Annotated in this window: 14 protein-coding genes; 10 read left to right on the top strand and 4 right to left on the bottom strand. The window is 43.0% G+C overall.

Annotation, left to right across the window (positions count from 1 at the left end):
* Positions 1–399 precede the first annotated feature (399 nt).
* The 10 genes from arcA to IGI73_RS10830 all read left to right on the top strand — a co-directional run bounded on the left by arcA (position 400) and on the right by IGI73_RS10830 (position 10,531).
* Positions 400–1,617, top strand: a complete 1,218-nt coding sequence (arcA, locus tag IGI73_RS10875; protein WP_010749205.1) for an arginine deiminase — start codon at positions 400–402, stop codon at positions 1,615–1,617.
* Between the two features lie 384 nt (positions 1,618–2,001).
* On the top strand, positions 2,002–2,313 hold the full coding sequence (locus IGI73_RS10870; protein WP_015510092.1) for a hypothetical protein: 312 nt from the start codon (positions 2,002–2,004) through the stop codon (positions 2,311–2,313).
* Positions 2,314–4,305 carry a V-type ATP synthase subunit I gene (locus IGI73_RS10865; protein WP_428207056.1) on the top strand — a complete coding sequence of 664 codons (1,992 nt, stop codon included), beginning with the start codon at positions 2,314–2,316 and terminating at the stop codon, positions 4,303–4,305.
* Positions 4,289–4,762: a V-type ATP synthase subunit K gene (locus IGI73_RS10860; RefSeq protein ID WP_005229236.1), complete on the top strand. Its 474-nt coding sequence runs from the start codon at positions 4,289–4,291 to the stop codon at positions 4,760–4,762. Before IGI73_RS10865 ends, IGI73_RS10860 begins: the two co-directional genes overlap by 17 nt.
* Before the next feature lie 16 nt (positions 4,763–4,778).
* A complete protein-coding gene (locus tag IGI73_RS10855; RefSeq protein WP_428207057.1) occupies positions 4,779–5,369 on the top strand; it encodes a V-type ATP synthase subunit E in 591 nt (196 codons plus the stop codon).
* Between the two features lie 14 nt (positions 5,370–5,383).
* Positions 5,384–6,385 (top strand): V-type ATP synthase subunit C, encoded by a 1,002-nt coding sequence (locus IGI73_RS10850; RefSeq protein ID WP_005229238.1) that lies wholly within the window; start codon positions 5,384–5,386, stop codon positions 6,383–6,385.
* Positions 6,378–6,692: a V-type ATP synthase subunit F gene (locus IGI73_RS10845; RefSeq protein ID WP_005229240.1), complete on the top strand. Its 315-nt coding sequence runs from the start codon at positions 6,378–6,380 to the stop codon at positions 6,690–6,692. The genes IGI73_RS10850 and IGI73_RS10845 overlap by 8 nt, the downstream gene beginning before the upstream one ends.
* A 31-nt stretch (positions 6,693–6,723) precedes the next feature.
* Positions 6,724–8,499, top strand: coding sequence for a V-type ATP synthase subunit A (locus tag IGI73_RS10840; RefSeq protein WP_428207058.1), 1,776 nt, complete (start codon positions 6,724–6,726; stop codon positions 8,497–8,499).
* Positions 8,499–9,887 carry a V-type ATP synthase subunit B gene (locus IGI73_RS10835; protein WP_005237151.1) on the top strand — a complete coding sequence of 463 codons (1,389 nt, stop codon included), beginning with the start codon at positions 8,499–8,501 and terminating at the stop codon, positions 9,885–9,887. The genes IGI73_RS10840 and IGI73_RS10835 overlap by 1 nt, the downstream gene beginning before the upstream one ends.
* Positions 9,887–10,531, top strand: coding sequence for a V-type ATP synthase subunit D (locus tag IGI73_RS10830; protein ID WP_005229243.1), 645 nt, complete (start codon positions 9,887–9,889; stop codon positions 10,529–10,531). The genes IGI73_RS10835 and IGI73_RS10830 overlap by 1 nt, the downstream gene beginning before the upstream one ends.
* 75 nt (positions 10,532–10,606) lie before the next feature.
* Here the strand turns inward: IGI73_RS10830 and IGI73_RS10825 are convergent, their stop codons facing one another.
* The 4 genes from IGI73_RS10825 to IGI73_RS10810 form a co-directional block, all read right to left on the bottom strand.
* Positions 10,607–11,413 carry an ABC transporter ATP-binding protein gene (locus tag IGI73_RS10825; protein WP_428207059.1) on the bottom strand — a complete coding sequence of 269 codons (807 nt, stop codon included), beginning with the start codon at positions 11,411–11,413 and terminating at the stop codon, positions 10,607–10,609.
* Entirely contained in the window at positions 11,413–12,333 is a 921-nt protein-coding gene (locus IGI73_RS10820) for an ABC transporter permease (RefSeq protein WP_428207060.1), read from the bottom strand. Before IGI73_RS10820 ends, IGI73_RS10825 begins: the two co-directional genes overlap by 1 nt.
* 29 nt (positions 12,334–12,362) lie before the next feature.
* Entirely contained in the window at positions 12,363–13,340 is a 978-nt protein-coding gene (locus IGI73_RS10815) for an ABC transporter substrate-binding protein (protein WP_010749214.1), read from the bottom strand.
* A gap of 498 nt (positions 13,341–13,838) precedes the next feature.
* Positions 13,839–14,999: a hydroxymethylglutaryl-CoA synthase gene (locus IGI73_RS10810; RefSeq protein WP_074536687.1), complete on the bottom strand. Its 1,161-nt coding sequence runs from the start codon at positions 14,997–14,999 to the stop codon at positions 13,839–13,841.
* Between the last annotated feature and the right edge of the window lie 11 nt (positions 15,000–15,010).

Below are 15,010 nucleotides of genomic sequence, written 5' to 3'. Positions count from 1 at the left end.
CAAGATACTTGAATCATAGCAAATATTTATCTGTTTGATAGCGGTATCATTTGAAAATCATGAAACGATCCAAAAAAACAAAAATAATTCAATTTGGTTTCGCAGCTAGGACTATCTTCCATCAGTTCTTTTGCCTTGCTGTTTTTTTAACAAAAATATACAATTGAAAAAGGCGGTAAATTAAAGTATCTAGAATTTACATTCTTAGAAAGTTGTTTTTTTATCGGAGGTTTCTTTTTGCTGAAATGCATGTTTATAACTATATGATCCAAAAAAACTTTGAATCACGAGTAGAAAAAACACGATGAGTCAGAGAAATGAATAATTATGTGATGAGGAATCAAAAAAATGAATGACATAAGTTATTCAACAAAATTGCCAAGAAGGAGAGACAAGTTCATGAACCAGCCAATACAGATTTTTTCTGAGATTGCCCCTTTAAAACGGGTGCTGCTGCATCGTCCAGGCGCAGAATTAGAAAACTTGATGCCGGACTATCTTGATCGATTGTTGTTTGATGATATTCCTTTTTTAACCCAAGCGCAAAAAGAACATGATTTTTTTGCGGATACGTTAAGAAGCAAAGGGGTGGAAGTCCTTTATTTGGAGGATCTAGCTGCTGAAACATTGACAACAACTGGTGCCAAAGAGGCCTTTTTAGAAGACTATTTAAATGAAACAACGATCCTTGATGAAGAGATTCGCAACGAAGTGCGCAACTTTTTCCTGTCGATTAAAGACAATCGCGCCTTTATCGATCATACGATGGCGGGCTTGAAAAAAAGTGAGGTAGAAATTTCAAAAGCCAGTAACTTAACGGCAATTGTTGAAACAGAATATCCTTTCTTGATCGATCCAATGCCAAACTTGTATTTCACGCGAGATCCGTTTGCTACGATTGGTCACAGTGTTTCCTTGAATCGAATGTATTCTGCAACGAGAAGACGGGAAACCCTCTACGGAAAACAAATTTTTACGCACCATCCGATGTTTGCCCGCAATGAGACGAACTTTTTGTATCATCGGGACGAAACGACGCGGATGGAAGGCGGCGATCAGCTGATTTTATCTGATAAAATCGTGGCGATCGGGATTTCTCAACGAACAGAAGTTGCCTCAATTGAAAAAATTGCCGAAACGATTTTTGCCACAGAACCGAGTTTCGAACATATCTTGGCATTTAATATCGGCGAGGAACGAAAATTTATGCATTTAGATACGGTCTTCACGATGGTGGATCATGATAAGTTCACGATCCATCCAGAAATCGAGGGAGAACTTTCGCTGTATTCAATCACTAAACACAAGGACGGTGTGCGAGTATATGAGGAAAAAGATACGTTGGAAAACATTCTTTGTCGTTATTTAGATTTGCCTGAAGTCCACTTGATCCGCTGTGGTGGCGACGATTTGGCAGCGGCAGCTAGAGAGCAATGGAATGATGGCTCCAATACCTTGGCGATTGCACCTGGAGAAGTCGTGGTCTATGACCGCAACACCATTACTAATGGGCTGTTAAAAGAGGCAGGAGTCATTTTGAATGAAATCTCGGGCAGCGAATTGGTTCGCGGACGTGGGGGTCCTCGCTGTATGAGTATGCCGTTTATTCGTGAGTAGGACAATTCTTTGTTATTTTAAATACTTGTCCTTTCTTTAGGAGTATTTAAGTTAAGAAAAAGACGAGAAAAATCTAAAAGAAAGATTTGAAACATCATTTTGTTTCTAATCTTTCTTTTTTGTCATCATTTAACCCCCAATAAAATGAAAAGGATTTCTTTTTGTGAAAATGTGTAATTTTTGTGACTTTTATATGTAAAGACTATAAAAAAACGTTAGGAACCTTGTTCTATCGCAAAATTTATGTTACGGTTATATTAGAAAACGGAAATAGGTGAAGGTATTTGCCACTTATTGATTTTTGACACCCTACGATCAGCGAATGCCATATGCTTGATTTGTAGTGGTTTTTTTTGCGGAAAAAAAGTGAAAGCAGGTGAGAAAATGACAGTAGATGCCATTCGATTATTGCAAGAAGCAGAGCAATTTGCGGAAAATAAAAATAAAGAAGCAGAAGCAGAAAAAAAACAATTGGCACAAGCAAGAGAAGAACGGTTGAAGGCGTTTAAAAAAGAGTTGGCAGAAAAAGAAGCCCAACAAAAAGAAGCAATCAACCAAAAAATCGCAGCTGAGTTGGTACAGTCTAAGGAACCACTCTTGGCTAAGACCCAAGCAGAAGTGGAAACACTGCGAACGATCCCTAATGAATTGAAAGAAGAAGCATTAGCAATAATAATAAATAAGGTTGTGACATAAATGGCAATTGCAAAAATGCAAAAGTTCAGTCTGTTGACCTTTTACGATCAGAAAGAAGCTGTTTTAGAGCAGCTGCAAGACTTTCAAGGCGTAGAACTGCTTTCTTCGGAAAAATATTATGATTCTGAAGAAACGACGGGTGTTTTGACACCGGTTCGCGAGGAACAGTCTGAAGAAGAAATGGAGAACCAGTTTGGTCAAGTCAACTGGAGCTTAAATTTTTTAGAAGAATATGTACCCAAAAAAGGAATGCTGGCACAACTGCGGCAACCAATCAAAAAATATACCCTTCAAGAATTGGCTGAAACAGCCCACACCTATCCTTGGCAAGAATTATGCCAAACCCTTCGTAAACAAGACAAACGTCTTCGCTTGATTGATCAAGAAAAACGCGATGTATTAGCACAAGAAGCAGAACTGTCGATCTGGAAGTATTTCAAAGAACGACCAGCTGTTTTAAAAGAATTAAAAAAATCAGGTGGCTTGTTAGGATCGATTCCTACTTCTGAAATGGCTGACTTTACGACCAACAGTGAAAAGCTGCCGCTTGTCTATGTCGAAACCATTTATCAATCACAAACGACAACTTACTTATTGGTACTTTTCCATAAAGATGTAAAAGAAAAAGTAACTACTCTTCTAAAGAAAGCAGCCTTCGAGCAATACATCTACCCTTATGAGGGGATTCCAGAAGAAGATCTGCAAACGATGAAAGAAAAATCCCAACGTCTAATTGATGAAGAAAAAGAAATCAAAGCTTCTCTTGGTGCGATGACAAAAGAGCAAGAAACCTTGCGGATCGTTGCCGAGTATTTAGATGGAGCGATCACCCGCTTAAAAAGCAGTAAAATGCTTTTGCGTTCGACTCATGCGGTATCGATTTCTGGCTGGGTTCCTGTTGATGGGGCGGCCGAATTAGAAAAACGTATCAAAAAAGGGACCACGGATAACTATTACCTCGAATACCAAGAAGTGACGGAAAAAGAGCTGGCTGATGTGCCGATTTTATTAGAAAACGCACGTTGGATCAAACCTTTTGAAGGACTTGTTCGGATGTACAGCTTGCCGCAATATGACGAGTTAGATCCGACACCATTTATGGCGCCTTTTTACATGGTGGCATTCGGGATGATGGTTGCCGATTTTGGCTATGGGTTGCTCTTGTTTCTGGCGACATTCCTGGGGAAAAAGCTGTTCCACCTCAGCAGAGGCCTGGAACAAAATTTGACCCTCTTTCAGTTGTGCTCGATCCCTACGATTATTTGGGGCTTGATCTATGGCAACTTCTTTGGATTTGAATTCTCATTCCAACTGTTGTCTGCCCAGGATGATGTCAATCAGATCTTAGTCTTATCCGTGATCTTTGGGTACATTCAGATCATGTTTGGCTTGGCGCTGAAATTCTATATTTTATGGAAGAAAAAAGACCAGAAACTGGCTGCGATGTTCCAAGCCGGTTCGTGGATCGTCTTTTTGATCAGTGTCGTTTTTGTCGCCGCAGGAATGCTGCTTTTCCCTGACACCCCGTTACAAACGATTGGGATCGTAATGATCGCTGCCAGTCTTTTAGCAGTGGCAATCGGAGGCAGTTTAGAAGGAAAAACGTTGGCAGGAAAAATCGGTTCTGGATTGTACGGATTGATGGATGTGACCAATTATGTTGGTGACTTGATCAGTTACACCCGTCTGATGGCGTTAGGGGTTGCCGGCGGAAGTATCGCCTCAGCCTTCAACTTGATCATTAGCTACTTGCCGCCAGCAGCCCGGTTCACCGTCGGTATCTTATTATTTGTGGCGCTACATGGCCTGAATATTTTCTTAAGTTACCTTAGTGCGTATGTTCATGGTATCCGCTTGCAGTATTTAGAGTATTTCGGAAAATTCTTTACGGGGGGCGGACGTGCCTTTGACCCGTTCAAATCAAATGAAAATTATGTAGAGATCATCTCAGAAGAAAAGTTACAGGAGGATAATAATGGAAAATTGGATTAGTTTCTTTTACGAAAATGGTGGAATTGTTTTTGCAGCTTTAGGTGTAGCGACCGCAACGATTTGTGGTGGTATCGGATCAACGATCGGTGTGGGGATGACCAGTGAAGCAGCATCAGGCTTGATCTCAGAGCAGCCAGAGAAATTCGGGCAAGCGTTGATTTTGGAATTGCTTTCTAGTACCCAGGGGCTATACGGCTTTGTAATCTCCTTTATGATTTTTGGTCAGATCAGTGGTTCGATCTCATTCGATCGCGGGTTGTATTTGTTTATCGCTTCATTACCGATCGCGTTAACAGCAATTATCGCCGGTAAATGGCAAGGACGTGCCGCAAGTGCTGCGATGCAGATTTTAGCAAAAAAACCAGAACATGTGACCAAAGGAATTATCTTGGTAGCGATGATGGAAACGTATTGTATTTTAGGGTTCGTGATTTCCTTCTTGCTTGTCTTGAATTAAGAGGAGGGAAAAGTGAATGTCTGATATTACACGTTTAACTGACAAAATAACCGCTGATGCGGAAAAGAGATACCAGCTTCAAATCAAAGAAGCACAAAAAGAAAGTGAAAACCAAGAAAATTTAAAACGAGCACAGTTAGAAAAAGAGCTTAATGAACGGTTAGCTTTTTATGAAAAAGAAAAACGTGCTGCGATGTATTTGGAAATCTCAGATGTGCATATCCAATCAAGAAACAAGGTCTTGGCAGCAAAGCAGTCCGTCTTAGATGAGCTGTTTTCTGAGGCTCTGACCCGTTTGAACACGATGGATCAGGCAGCATTTTATACGTTTATCGCGAAAGGCTTGGCGAATGCACGGTTAACTGGTGAGGTCGAGTTGCTTTTAGGCGAGAAGTCCCGTCATTTCGTTGATGAGGAATTCCTTACTAAGTTGCAAGCATCGGTCCCAGAGGTTCAGTTGAAACTGGTAAATAAAACGATCCCTCGCAAGGGTGGCTTTTTGTTGCGACAAGAAGCAATTGAGTTGAATTTTACCTTTGATGCGCTACTAGAAGCCAACAAAGAAGAGTTAAGCAATACGTTACTGCAATTGATTTTTGAACAGTAAGCAGGTGCAAACAGATGAATGACATCAAATATAATACGTTGAATACGAGAATTCGGACGTATGAATCGCAATTATTCGATCGTAGTCGCTATGAGCGAATGCTCTCAGCTGCCAGCGCAGAGGAAATCTATGGGATGCTGCAAGAAACGGTTTATGGTGACTTCATCAATGAAGATGATCGTGTACACGATTTTGAACAAGTCCTGATGGCTGAGTTGAAACGGGTATACGAAACGATGTATCAGTTGACACCAGAAAAAGCGATCGTTGATTTCTTTGCTTTGAAATATGACTATCAAAATCTGAAAGTTTTAGTAAAAGCGGCATATATGCAAGAAGATTTTTCGGCGTATCTCGTCCCAATCGGCACCCAGCCACTTTCCGTCCTTAAAGATCTGGTCAAGACCAGAAAAAGTACTCAGGTCGCGCAAGAAATGGTTGCCTGTGTGGAAGAAGTCTTTTCTTATATTGAGAACTATCATGAAGTCCAGTCCATCGATATCATCTTTGACAACCATTATTGGGAGCAATTATGGACGATCGGTAAAGAATACCAAGACGAGTTGCTGCAAAGCTTGATTCGCCGCCAAATCGATATCTTCAATATTTCAACAACGTTGCGCAGTTACGCGATGAAACGCAAGCGCGGCTTTATCAGCGCAGTTTTAGCCGACCATGGGAATTTACCTGCAAGTGAGTTGTTAGCAGAAATCACGACTTCTCTTGAGGCGTTTGTGGGATACTTGCAAGGAACCCCTTATAAAGAGCTGATCAATCATAGTTATGAAGAATTGGTAGAAAAGAAGACCTTGAATACCTTTGATATACGCAAAGACAATTTTCTAATGGCGAAGCTCAAAGAACAAAAAATCGTGCCTTTTGGGCCGTCAGCATTGGCAGGGTATCTGTATGCCAAGGAAATTGAAAGCAAGAATTTGCGTATTCTCTTGATTGGTAAAATCAATAAGGTGCCAGAAGAGATTTTAAGAAGTCGGGTGCGTGATAGTTATGCATAAAAAAATAGCAATGATGGGTGGTAAGAACTCGATCTTGCCTTTCAAAGGGCTGGGGATCGATATCTTTCCAGTCAGCGATTTGGATGAAGCCGCCCAACAATTAGAAGAGATGGCTGAAGCGTATGGTGTGATCTTTTTGACCGAGCGGTTGATCGAGCAATTAGAACCGATCGTTCGTCGTTACGAAGAAGTACCGACACCAGCGATCATTCCGATTCCAAGTAGTACGGGTAGTTTAGGGATCGGCATGGCACGCATTCAGCAAAATGTGGAAAAAGCGGTAGGAATGAATATATTAGATTCATAACAGACAAGTCAGCCAGCTAGGAGGAATAAATGTGGCATTTGGCACAATTGAAAAAGTATCGGGACCACTGGTCACCGCCTCAGGATTAAGTGGCGCAAAAATCCACGAAATCTGCAAAGTCAGTGACAAGGGCCTTATCGGTGAGATCATTGAGATCAAAAAAGGGCTGGTTTCGATCCAAGTATACGAAGAAACAGCGGGGATCGGACCAGGCGAGCCCGTAGAAACGACAGGCGCACCATTGTCTGTCGAACTAGCACCAGGTTTGTTGACTCAGATGTTTGATGGGATCCAACGACCATTAGATACATTTATGTCGCAAACAGAGAGTGATTTTTTGGAGCGGGGGGTCACCATCGATCCACTGAATCGCCAAAAGAAATGGACCTTCGTCCCACAAGTACAAGTCGGCGATACTGTACAAGCCGGTGATATTTTAGGTTCAGTACAAGAAACTTCGGTGATCGAGCATAAGATCATGGTGCCACCAAACTATGAAGGAACCGTCAAAGAAATCATGGTGGGAAATTTTGCGATTACTGAAGTGATCTGTGTTTTAGAAACCATCGATGGTGAAAAATCCTTGACGATGGTTCAGAAATGGCCAGTGCGTCAACCGCGGCCAGTTACTGCTAAATTAAATCCAGGCGAACCGCTAGTCACTGGACAGCGAGTCATCGACACCTATTTTCCAGTGGCAAAAGGCGGCTCAGCTGCTGTTCCTGGACCTTTTGGTGCTGGAAAAACAGTCGTTCAGCATCAGATCGCTAAATGGTCAGATGTGGATATCGTGGTCTATGTCGGTTGCGGTGAGCGGGGCAACGAAATGCGGGATGTCATGAACGAATTTCCTGAGTTGATCGATCCGAATACCGGCAAGTCGATCATGGAACGAACGGTATTGATCGCCAATACGTCGAATATGCCAGTTGCTGCTCGGGAAGCCTCGATCTATACAGGAATCACGATCGCGGAATATTACCGTGACATGGGCTATAGTGTTGCCATCATGGCAGATTCAACTTCTCGTTGGGCAGAAGCGCTGCGGGAAATGAGTGGACGCTTGCAAGAGATCCCAGGAGATGAAGGCTATCCAGCTTACCTTGGAAGTCGAATTGCGGAATACTATGAGCGAGCAGGGCGTTTCCATTCATTAGGCACGCAACCTCGGGAAGGAAGCATTACCGCAATCGGTGCGGTTTCACCTGCTGGAGGAGACATCTCAGAACCGGTCACTCAAAATACCTTGCGAATCGTGAAAGTCTTTTGGGCATTGGATAGTATGTTGGCGCAAAAGCGGCATTTTCCATCCATCAACTGGATGAATTCCTATTCCCTTTATGAGGATCAAGTCAATTCTTATTTGGATCAATTATTAGGTGATCGCTGGTCGGAGCTAGTCAATGAATCAATGGCGATTCTCCAAGAGGAAAGCCGATTAGAAGAAATCGTTCAGCTGGTAGGGATGGACTCTCTTTCCCAGAAAGACCGCTTGACGATGATGACTGCTCGTTCTTTAAGACAAGACTACTTGCAGCAAAACGCCTTCGATGACGTCGATACGTACACTTCCCGCAACAAGCAGTTCAAAATGCTGGAAAACATTCTCTACTTTAATGAACAAGCACAGCGTGCATTGCAGCTAGGTGCTTACTTAGATGAGATCACTAAAGGAACGGTCGATCTGCGTGAGCGCATCGCCCGCAGCAAATACATTCCTGAAGAAGAATTGACTCGCTTGGATACGATCAAGCATGACATCAAAGAAATGTTACAACGAATCATTGAAACTGGAGGTGTTCATTGATGTTAAAAGAATATCGTACAGTTTCCGAAATTGCTGGCCCCTTAATGGTGGTCGAAAATGTTCGAGGCGTGAAATTCGACGAACTCGTTGAGGTCCGCATGGACACAGGCGAGATCCGTCAAGGACAAGTACTGGAAGTCAGTGATGACAATGCTGTTGTCCAAGTCTTTGAAGGTACCAGTAATTTGAGTGCAGAAGAAAGCAAAGCAAGATTTCTAGGGACTGGTTTGACGCTAGGAGTTTCTCTAGATATGATGGGTCGGGTGTTTGACGGTTTAGGAAAACCAAAAGATAATGGCCCGAGAATCTTGCCAGAAAAACGCATCGATGTAAACGGTGAAGCCATCAATCCGATGGCGCGGGACTTCCCAGATGAATTTATCCAAACGGGGATCTCAACGATCGATCATTTAAATACATTAGTTCGTGGACAAAAACTACCAATTTTTTCTGCGTCTGGTTTGCCTCATAAAGAGATCGCTGCTCAAATCGCACGACAAGCAACAGTACCTAGCCAAGAAGGCAATTTCGCGATCGTCTTCGCAGCAATTGGGATCCCTTTTGAAGAAGCTGAATTTTTCGTGGATGAATTCCGCAAAACCGGTGCGTTAGATCGTTCTGTTTTGTTTATGAACCTTGCCAATGATCCAGCAATCGAACGGATCGCTACACCTAAGATGGCATTGACCGCAGCAGAGTATTTGGCTTTTGAAAAAGGCATGCACGTCTTAGTGATCATGACCGATATGACGAATTACTGTGAAGCGTTGCGAGAAATCTCCGCTGCCCGCCGAGAAGTTCCAGGACGTCGCGGCTATCCAGGGTATCTATACACCAATTTAGCGACGCTGTATGAACGGGCAGGACGTTTGATGGGCAAAGAAGGATCGGTCACACAAATACCGATCTTAACGATGCCAGATGGCGATAAAACCCACCCGATTCCTGATTTGACCGGCTATATCACGGAAGGACAAATTATTTTGTCGCGGGACCTTTACAAGCGTAATATCAACCCGCCAGTGGATATTTTACCAAGTCTTTCACGGTTGAAGGACAAAGGAACGGGAGAAGGTAAGACCCGTGCCGATCATGCGGCAACGATGAATCAAATCTATGCCGCCTATTCCGATGGGAAAGCTGCCAAAGAGCTATCGATCGTTTTAGGCGAGTCTGCCTTATCTGATCTTGATAAAAAGTACGCGCGCTTTGCTGATCTTTTTGAAAAAGAGTACGTCAATCAAGGATTTGAAACCAATCGGACGATTGAAGAAACGTTAGATTTAGGCTGGAAGCTATTAGCTACCTTGCCAAAACAAGAGTTGAGCCGTATCAAAGAAGAATTTATCGACGCCTATTACCCAACGGACGAGGATGTGAGTTCTTAATGGCGATCTTAAATGTCAATCCGACACGGATGGAACTAAGTCGTTTGAAAAAGCGGCTGACGACGGCAACCCGTGGTCACAAATTATTGAAAGACAAGCAAGATGAGCTAGTACGTCAGTTCATTCAGCTAGTAAAGAAAAACCAGGAACTTCGTAAAAAGATGGAGACCGCATTGCAAGCAGGAATGGAAGAGTATGTGCTGGCTTCTAGTAGTATTCCCGATGTCGTTTTGCAAGAAGCCTTTATGATCCCTTTGAATAAAGTGACCTTAGATGTGCAAAGCCGAACCATCATGAATATGGATGTGCCAGTGTTGAACCCTGTTTACGAAGAAGAAAGCTCGGATGATGATTTTTCCTACGGTTTTGTGAGTACCACCAGTGAGCTGGATCTCTCGTTGTCCCATCTGGATCAAATGCTACCAGTGATGCTGCAGTTGGCCGAGATCGAGAAAACCTGTCAACTGATGGCCAATGAGATCGAACGGACGAGACGAAGAGTCAATGCGTTAGAGTATATGACGATTCCCAAGCTGACAGAAACCATTCAATACATCGAAAGCAATCTGGCAGAAGACGAACGAGCAACATTGACTCGCTTGATGAAGGTAACGGACATCATTGCAGAAAATGAAGCGAAGTAAGGCTTTTGCAAGCAGTGTGATTACAGCAAAAGGCACGTAGAAAGGAGGATTCTTTCTACGTGCCTTTTTTGCTTGTTAAAAGCGTAAGAGCAGTTGGTCATCTTTCAACTCAGCACCACTATTTTGATGGAACATTTCCATCAATTCAGGGACCGTCAAATGCTGCTTTTGCTCACCGGCAATGTCTACGACGATCTTGCCTTGATGAAGCATGATCAGGCGATTGCCATAACGAATGGCATCTTCCATGTCATGAGTGACCATGAAAGCCGTCAACTGTTGGGACCGAATCAACTGATCGGTCAATGCCATGACCGTCAATGAGGTTTTAGGATCAAGGGCCGCGGTATGTTCATCTAATAACATCAATTTAGGCTGCTGCAACGTTGCCATCAAGAGGGTGATGGCTTGCCGCTGTCCGCCTGATAGCAAACCGATCTCAGCAGAAAGGCGATTTTCTAAGCCTAAGTTTAGGCTGGCTAACTTCTCTTGGAAAAACGCGCGGTTTTTCGCTTTGACGCCTGTTGCAAATCCGCGGACTTGGCCGCGTTTGTAAGCCAATGCTAAATTTTCTTCAACGGTCAAACGAACCGCGGTCCCCATACGTGGATCTTGAAAGACCCGACTAATATCTTTTGACCGTTTGGTCACGGATAAACGAGTAATGTCTTTCCCATCTAAGGTGATTTTTCCTTGTTCTGTTGGGATCGTTCCTGCGATACTGTTTAAGAGGGTCGATTTTCCAGCACCATTCCCACCGATGATCGTAATAAAATCACCGGTATTCATCGTCAGGTCAATGCCTCGCAAGACATGGTTTTCATTGATCGTTCCTTTTTCAAAGGTTTGGTGTAGATTCTCGATTGTTAAGACTGAAGTCATTAGGATTGGCCTCCTTTGGTTTTTGGCAGCATCTTTTTAAGTCCTAGTTTTGAACGAAGCTGCGGTAAGGAGAGGCAGATGACTAAGACGATTGCAGATGCCAATTTGATATCGTTGGCCTCGACATTGAATTCGAATACGACGGCCAAGATAAAGCGATAAACGATTGCCCCGATCACGATGGTGATCAATCGCAAAAGCAAAGATTTATTGGCAAATAAAACTTCTGCAATAATGATCGATGCTAAACCGATCACGATCGTACCGATCCCTGAGTTCAAATCAGCGAAGCCATTGTTTTGGGCTAAGAGGGCACCAGAGAGGGCGATACAGCCATTAGAGATCATATAGCCGATAATCTTCATGTTATCAGTGTTGATGCCGTTGGCCTCGCTCATAGCTAAATTGTCGCCCGTCGCTCGCAATGCTAAGCCGATCTCTGTACGGAAAAAGAGGAACAAGCACAAAATGAAGATTGCCGCGAAGAGAAAGCCTGCAAGAATCACGGCATTGTTTTTGGTCAGTCCCATGGCTTGAAATTGGGTGAAGACCGTGTCTTGCCCCAGCAAGGCGATGTTGGGAGCACCCATCACACGATTTGTGATGGAATACAGTCCAGTCATCGTGATGATCCCCGCCAATAAGGCAGGGATTTTTAGTTTTGTGTGCAGCAGACCAGATACTAAGCCGGCTACCATGCCGCCGCCAAAGCCCATCAGACTCGCTAAAATAGGCGAGATACCATTCGTAATACTGATTGCTGCGATCCCAGCGCCTAAGGGGAAACTCCCTTCTGCAGTTAAATCAGCGATATCTAAAATACGAAAGGTTAAAAATACACCAATCGCCAGCAATGCCCAAAGGATCCCTTGAGAGGTGGCAGATTGTAGTAAGAGCAAGAATGTGTCGACTAAATTCATATGATTTCCTCAAATCTAAGTTAGTATGGTTATTCTGGTGCAGTGATGCTGGCAGGATCAATCCCTAAAGCAGCAGCCATCTCTTCATTGACGACTAACTCTAAATTATCCGCTGTTTCAACGGGCGTCGTTGCTGGCTCTGCATCGCCATCCAAAATTTTCGCCGCTAGTTTCCCTGTTTGAATGCCAAGGGATTTATAATCAATACCGTAAGTTGCTAGGGCACCATCATCGACTTGTTCTACGGAACCAGCGACGATCGGTGTTTTGGTTTCTTTGGCCACTTCGCCGACGATTGCAGCAGCAGAGGCAAAGGTATTATCTGTTGGAACATAAATGCCGTCAACATCTTTTGCAAGGCTGGTGGTTACTTGTTGCACATCATTGGTTGTATTGGCGGTCAATACTTTTACATCAACGCCCGCAGCTTTTAAGGCTTCTTCTGCCAAGTCAGCTTGGATTTTTGAATTGGCTTCACCTGCGTTATACATAATGCCGATCGTTTTAGCATCAGGCACGATGCTTAACAGCAAGTTGATCTGTTGCTCAATCGGCACCATGTCTGAAGTACCGGTGATGTTGCGACCAGGTTCTTCATTTGAATCGGCCAATTTCGCTCCAACTAAATCAGTGACTGCGGTAACTACGATTGGGGTATCGGTGGTTTCATTTGCTAAAGATACAGCAGCAGGGGTGGCAATGCCTAATAAAAGATCTGGTGAGGCATTCACTAGGCGTTCGCTCATACTTTTTAAATTGTCTTGACTGTTTTGCGCATTTTGGTATTCAATCGTTAGGTTTTCACCTTCCGTGTAGCCCGCTTCTGCTAAGCCTTCTTTGAACCCTTCATAGGCTGCATTCAAGGAGCCATGTTCGACCAATTGTAAGACACCGACTGTTTTTGTTCCGTCGTTTTCTTCCGAAGTGTTGCTTGATTCTCCGCAAGCTGCCAATGCCAGTAGTGAAGCTGTCAGTAACCCAGTCGTGATCCATTTTTTCATTTTCATTGTAATTCCTCCTATGATCGTCTCTTTTTTTATGGGGGTTTACCTGAACAAAAAAATCCATTCAGACAATCGTCTAAATGGATTCGATCCTATACCAAGCGTAAACGTATATTGGCAACCATTTAGAAGATTTTCTACATGGCTGCAAGTTCAAGTTAAAATGCTTTAGCCATCATAGATACAAACAAAACTCGTTTTTGGTTTGCATCCATAATGTGATATGAATACAAACTATCTAAAGTAGCTAAAGTAAAAGGTATTCAGTTGTGGGGATACGGTCGTGTTTAACATAAAAAGTTCCTCCAAACTTGAATTGATTTTAGTATAGACAAAAAAAAGCGGACTGTCAAATGTTTTTCCTGAATTATCTGAAAATTTTTGAATAACATGCAGAAAATGTTTGGAAAACAAGTTTCGTTTCAATCATTTTCAAAGAAAGAAAAAAACTTTGTTCCTTCAAGCTTTTTAGCTAAAAAAGAAGCAAAGTTTTTTTCAGGGTCATTCGTTTTCTTCTTTATAATAACGAATGGTATTTTTGATTTCACGAATACTATAAAGCAGATCATCTTCGAAGGATTGATCTTGATCGATATCGATCGTCTCATTGAACATCGCTTCGTATTCAGCGATCGTTAGCTTTTGACGGTCATCGAGCAACGCTTGGTGTGCCGCTTGCGCCAACTGTTTTTCATAGCCGGGTACCAACAAGCCGCTGAAAAATTCAGCAACCGCTCCTGATCCGTAGCTAAATAATCCGATTCGATCATTTGCTTGCAGGCTAGAGGAATTTTCCAATAAAGAGATCAAGCCCAGATACAGTGAACCAGTATACAAGTTACCGGTACGACGGCTGTAAACGATCGATTCTTCATAGCGAGCCATCAGGCGTTTTTGTTCTGTTTCATCTTCTTCGGCAAAAACAGCCAACAAGGCTTTTTTACCCATTTTTGTATAAGGGATATGGAAGCTCAAAGCCGCATAATCTTTTGCTGTCCGCTGATTTTTTTCGCAATGGGCTTGCCAAACTTGTTTGAAAGAATCGATATAAACGGCATTTGACAAATGACCATCTACCATTGGATATTGATGTCCTACTGGACGCCAAAAATCATAAATATCTTGCGTCAACATCAAATTATCATTTTCAAGCTGCAAAATTGCTGGATCCGCCGAGATCAACATAGCAACAGCGCCCACACCTTGAGTGGGCTCGCCACCAGAAGCTAAGCCATAACGGGCGATATCTGAAGCCACGACCAAAACTTTGCTTTGTGGATTGGCTTGTACATGGGCTTTGGCAAATTGTAAGCCCGCCGTTGCGCCGTAACACGCCTCTTTGATTTCAAAGGACCGTGCAAATGGCTGGATACCTAATAGGCGATGCAAAACCACTGCCGAAGCTTTTGATTCATCGATGCCAGATTCTGTCCCGACGATCACCATATCAATTGCTTGTAAATCTTCTTTCGTAAGGATATCTTTTGCCGCGTGCATGGCAAAGGTGACGATATCTTGTGTTTTTTTATTGACCGCCATTTGATCTTGACCGATCCCGATCGTAAATTTATTCGGGTCTACCTCTCGGGCGTGAGCTAGATCAACCATATCTATAAAATAGGGGGGGACAAAAAAATTTATTTTATCAATACCAACGTTCATTCCGTCGCTCC

It is taken from the genome of Enterococcus sp. DIV0755f (assembly GCF_051713725.1).
GTDB lineage: Bacteria > Bacillota > Bacilli > Lactobacillales > Enterococcaceae > Enterococcus_D > Enterococcus_D casseliflavus.
The sequence above is the reverse complement of the archived record's forward strand: the minus strand, read 5'-3'. Positions and strand labels throughout refer to the sequence as shown.

Coding starts and splice junctions, on each gene's coding strand:
- IGI73_RS10830 (WP_005229243.1), top strand. CDS start 9,887: ATGGCGATCTTAAATGTCAATCCGACACGGATGGAACTAAGTCGTTTG.
- IGI73_RS10815 (WP_010749214.1), bottom strand. CDS start 13,340: ATGAAAATGAAAAAATGGATCACGACTGGGTTACTGACAGCTTCACTA.
- IGI73_RS10820 (WP_428207060.1), bottom strand. CDS start 12,333: ATGAATTTAGTCGACACATTCTTGCTCTTACTACAATCTGCCACCTCT.
- arcA (WP_010749205.1), top strand. CDS start 400: ATGAACCAGCCAATACAGATTTTTTCTGAGATTGCCCCTTTAAAACGG.
- IGI73_RS10870 (WP_015510092.1), top strand. CDS start 2,002: ATGACAGTAGATGCCATTCGATTATTGCAAGAAGCAGAGCAATTTGCG.
- IGI73_RS10825 (WP_428207059.1), bottom strand. CDS start 11,413: ATGACTTCAGTCTTAACAATCGAGAATCTACACCAAACCTTTGAAAAA.
- IGI73_RS10855 (WP_428207057.1), top strand. CDS start 4,779: ATGTCTGATATTACACGTTTAACTGACAAAATAACCGCTGATGCGGAA.
- IGI73_RS10850 (WP_005229238.1), top strand. CDS start 5,384: ATGAATGACATCAAATATAATACGTTGAATACGAGAATTCGGACGTAT.
- IGI73_RS10860 (WP_005229236.1), top strand. CDS start 4,289: ATGGAAAATTGGATTAGTTTCTTTTACGAAAATGGTGGAATTGTTTTT.
- IGI73_RS10810 (WP_074536687.1), bottom strand. CDS start 14,999: ATGAACGTTGGTATTGATAAAATAAATTTTTTTGTCCCCCCCTATTTT.
- IGI73_RS10835 (WP_005237151.1), top strand. CDS start 8,499: ATGTTAAAAGAATATCGTACAGTTTCCGAAATTGCTGGCCCCTTAATG.
- IGI73_RS10865 (WP_428207056.1), top strand. CDS start 2,314: ATGGCAATTGCAAAAATGCAAAAGTTCAGTCTGTTGACCTTTTACGAT.
- IGI73_RS10845 (WP_005229240.1), top strand. CDS start 6,378: ATGCATAAAAAAATAGCAATGATGGGTGGTAAGAACTCGATCTTGCCT.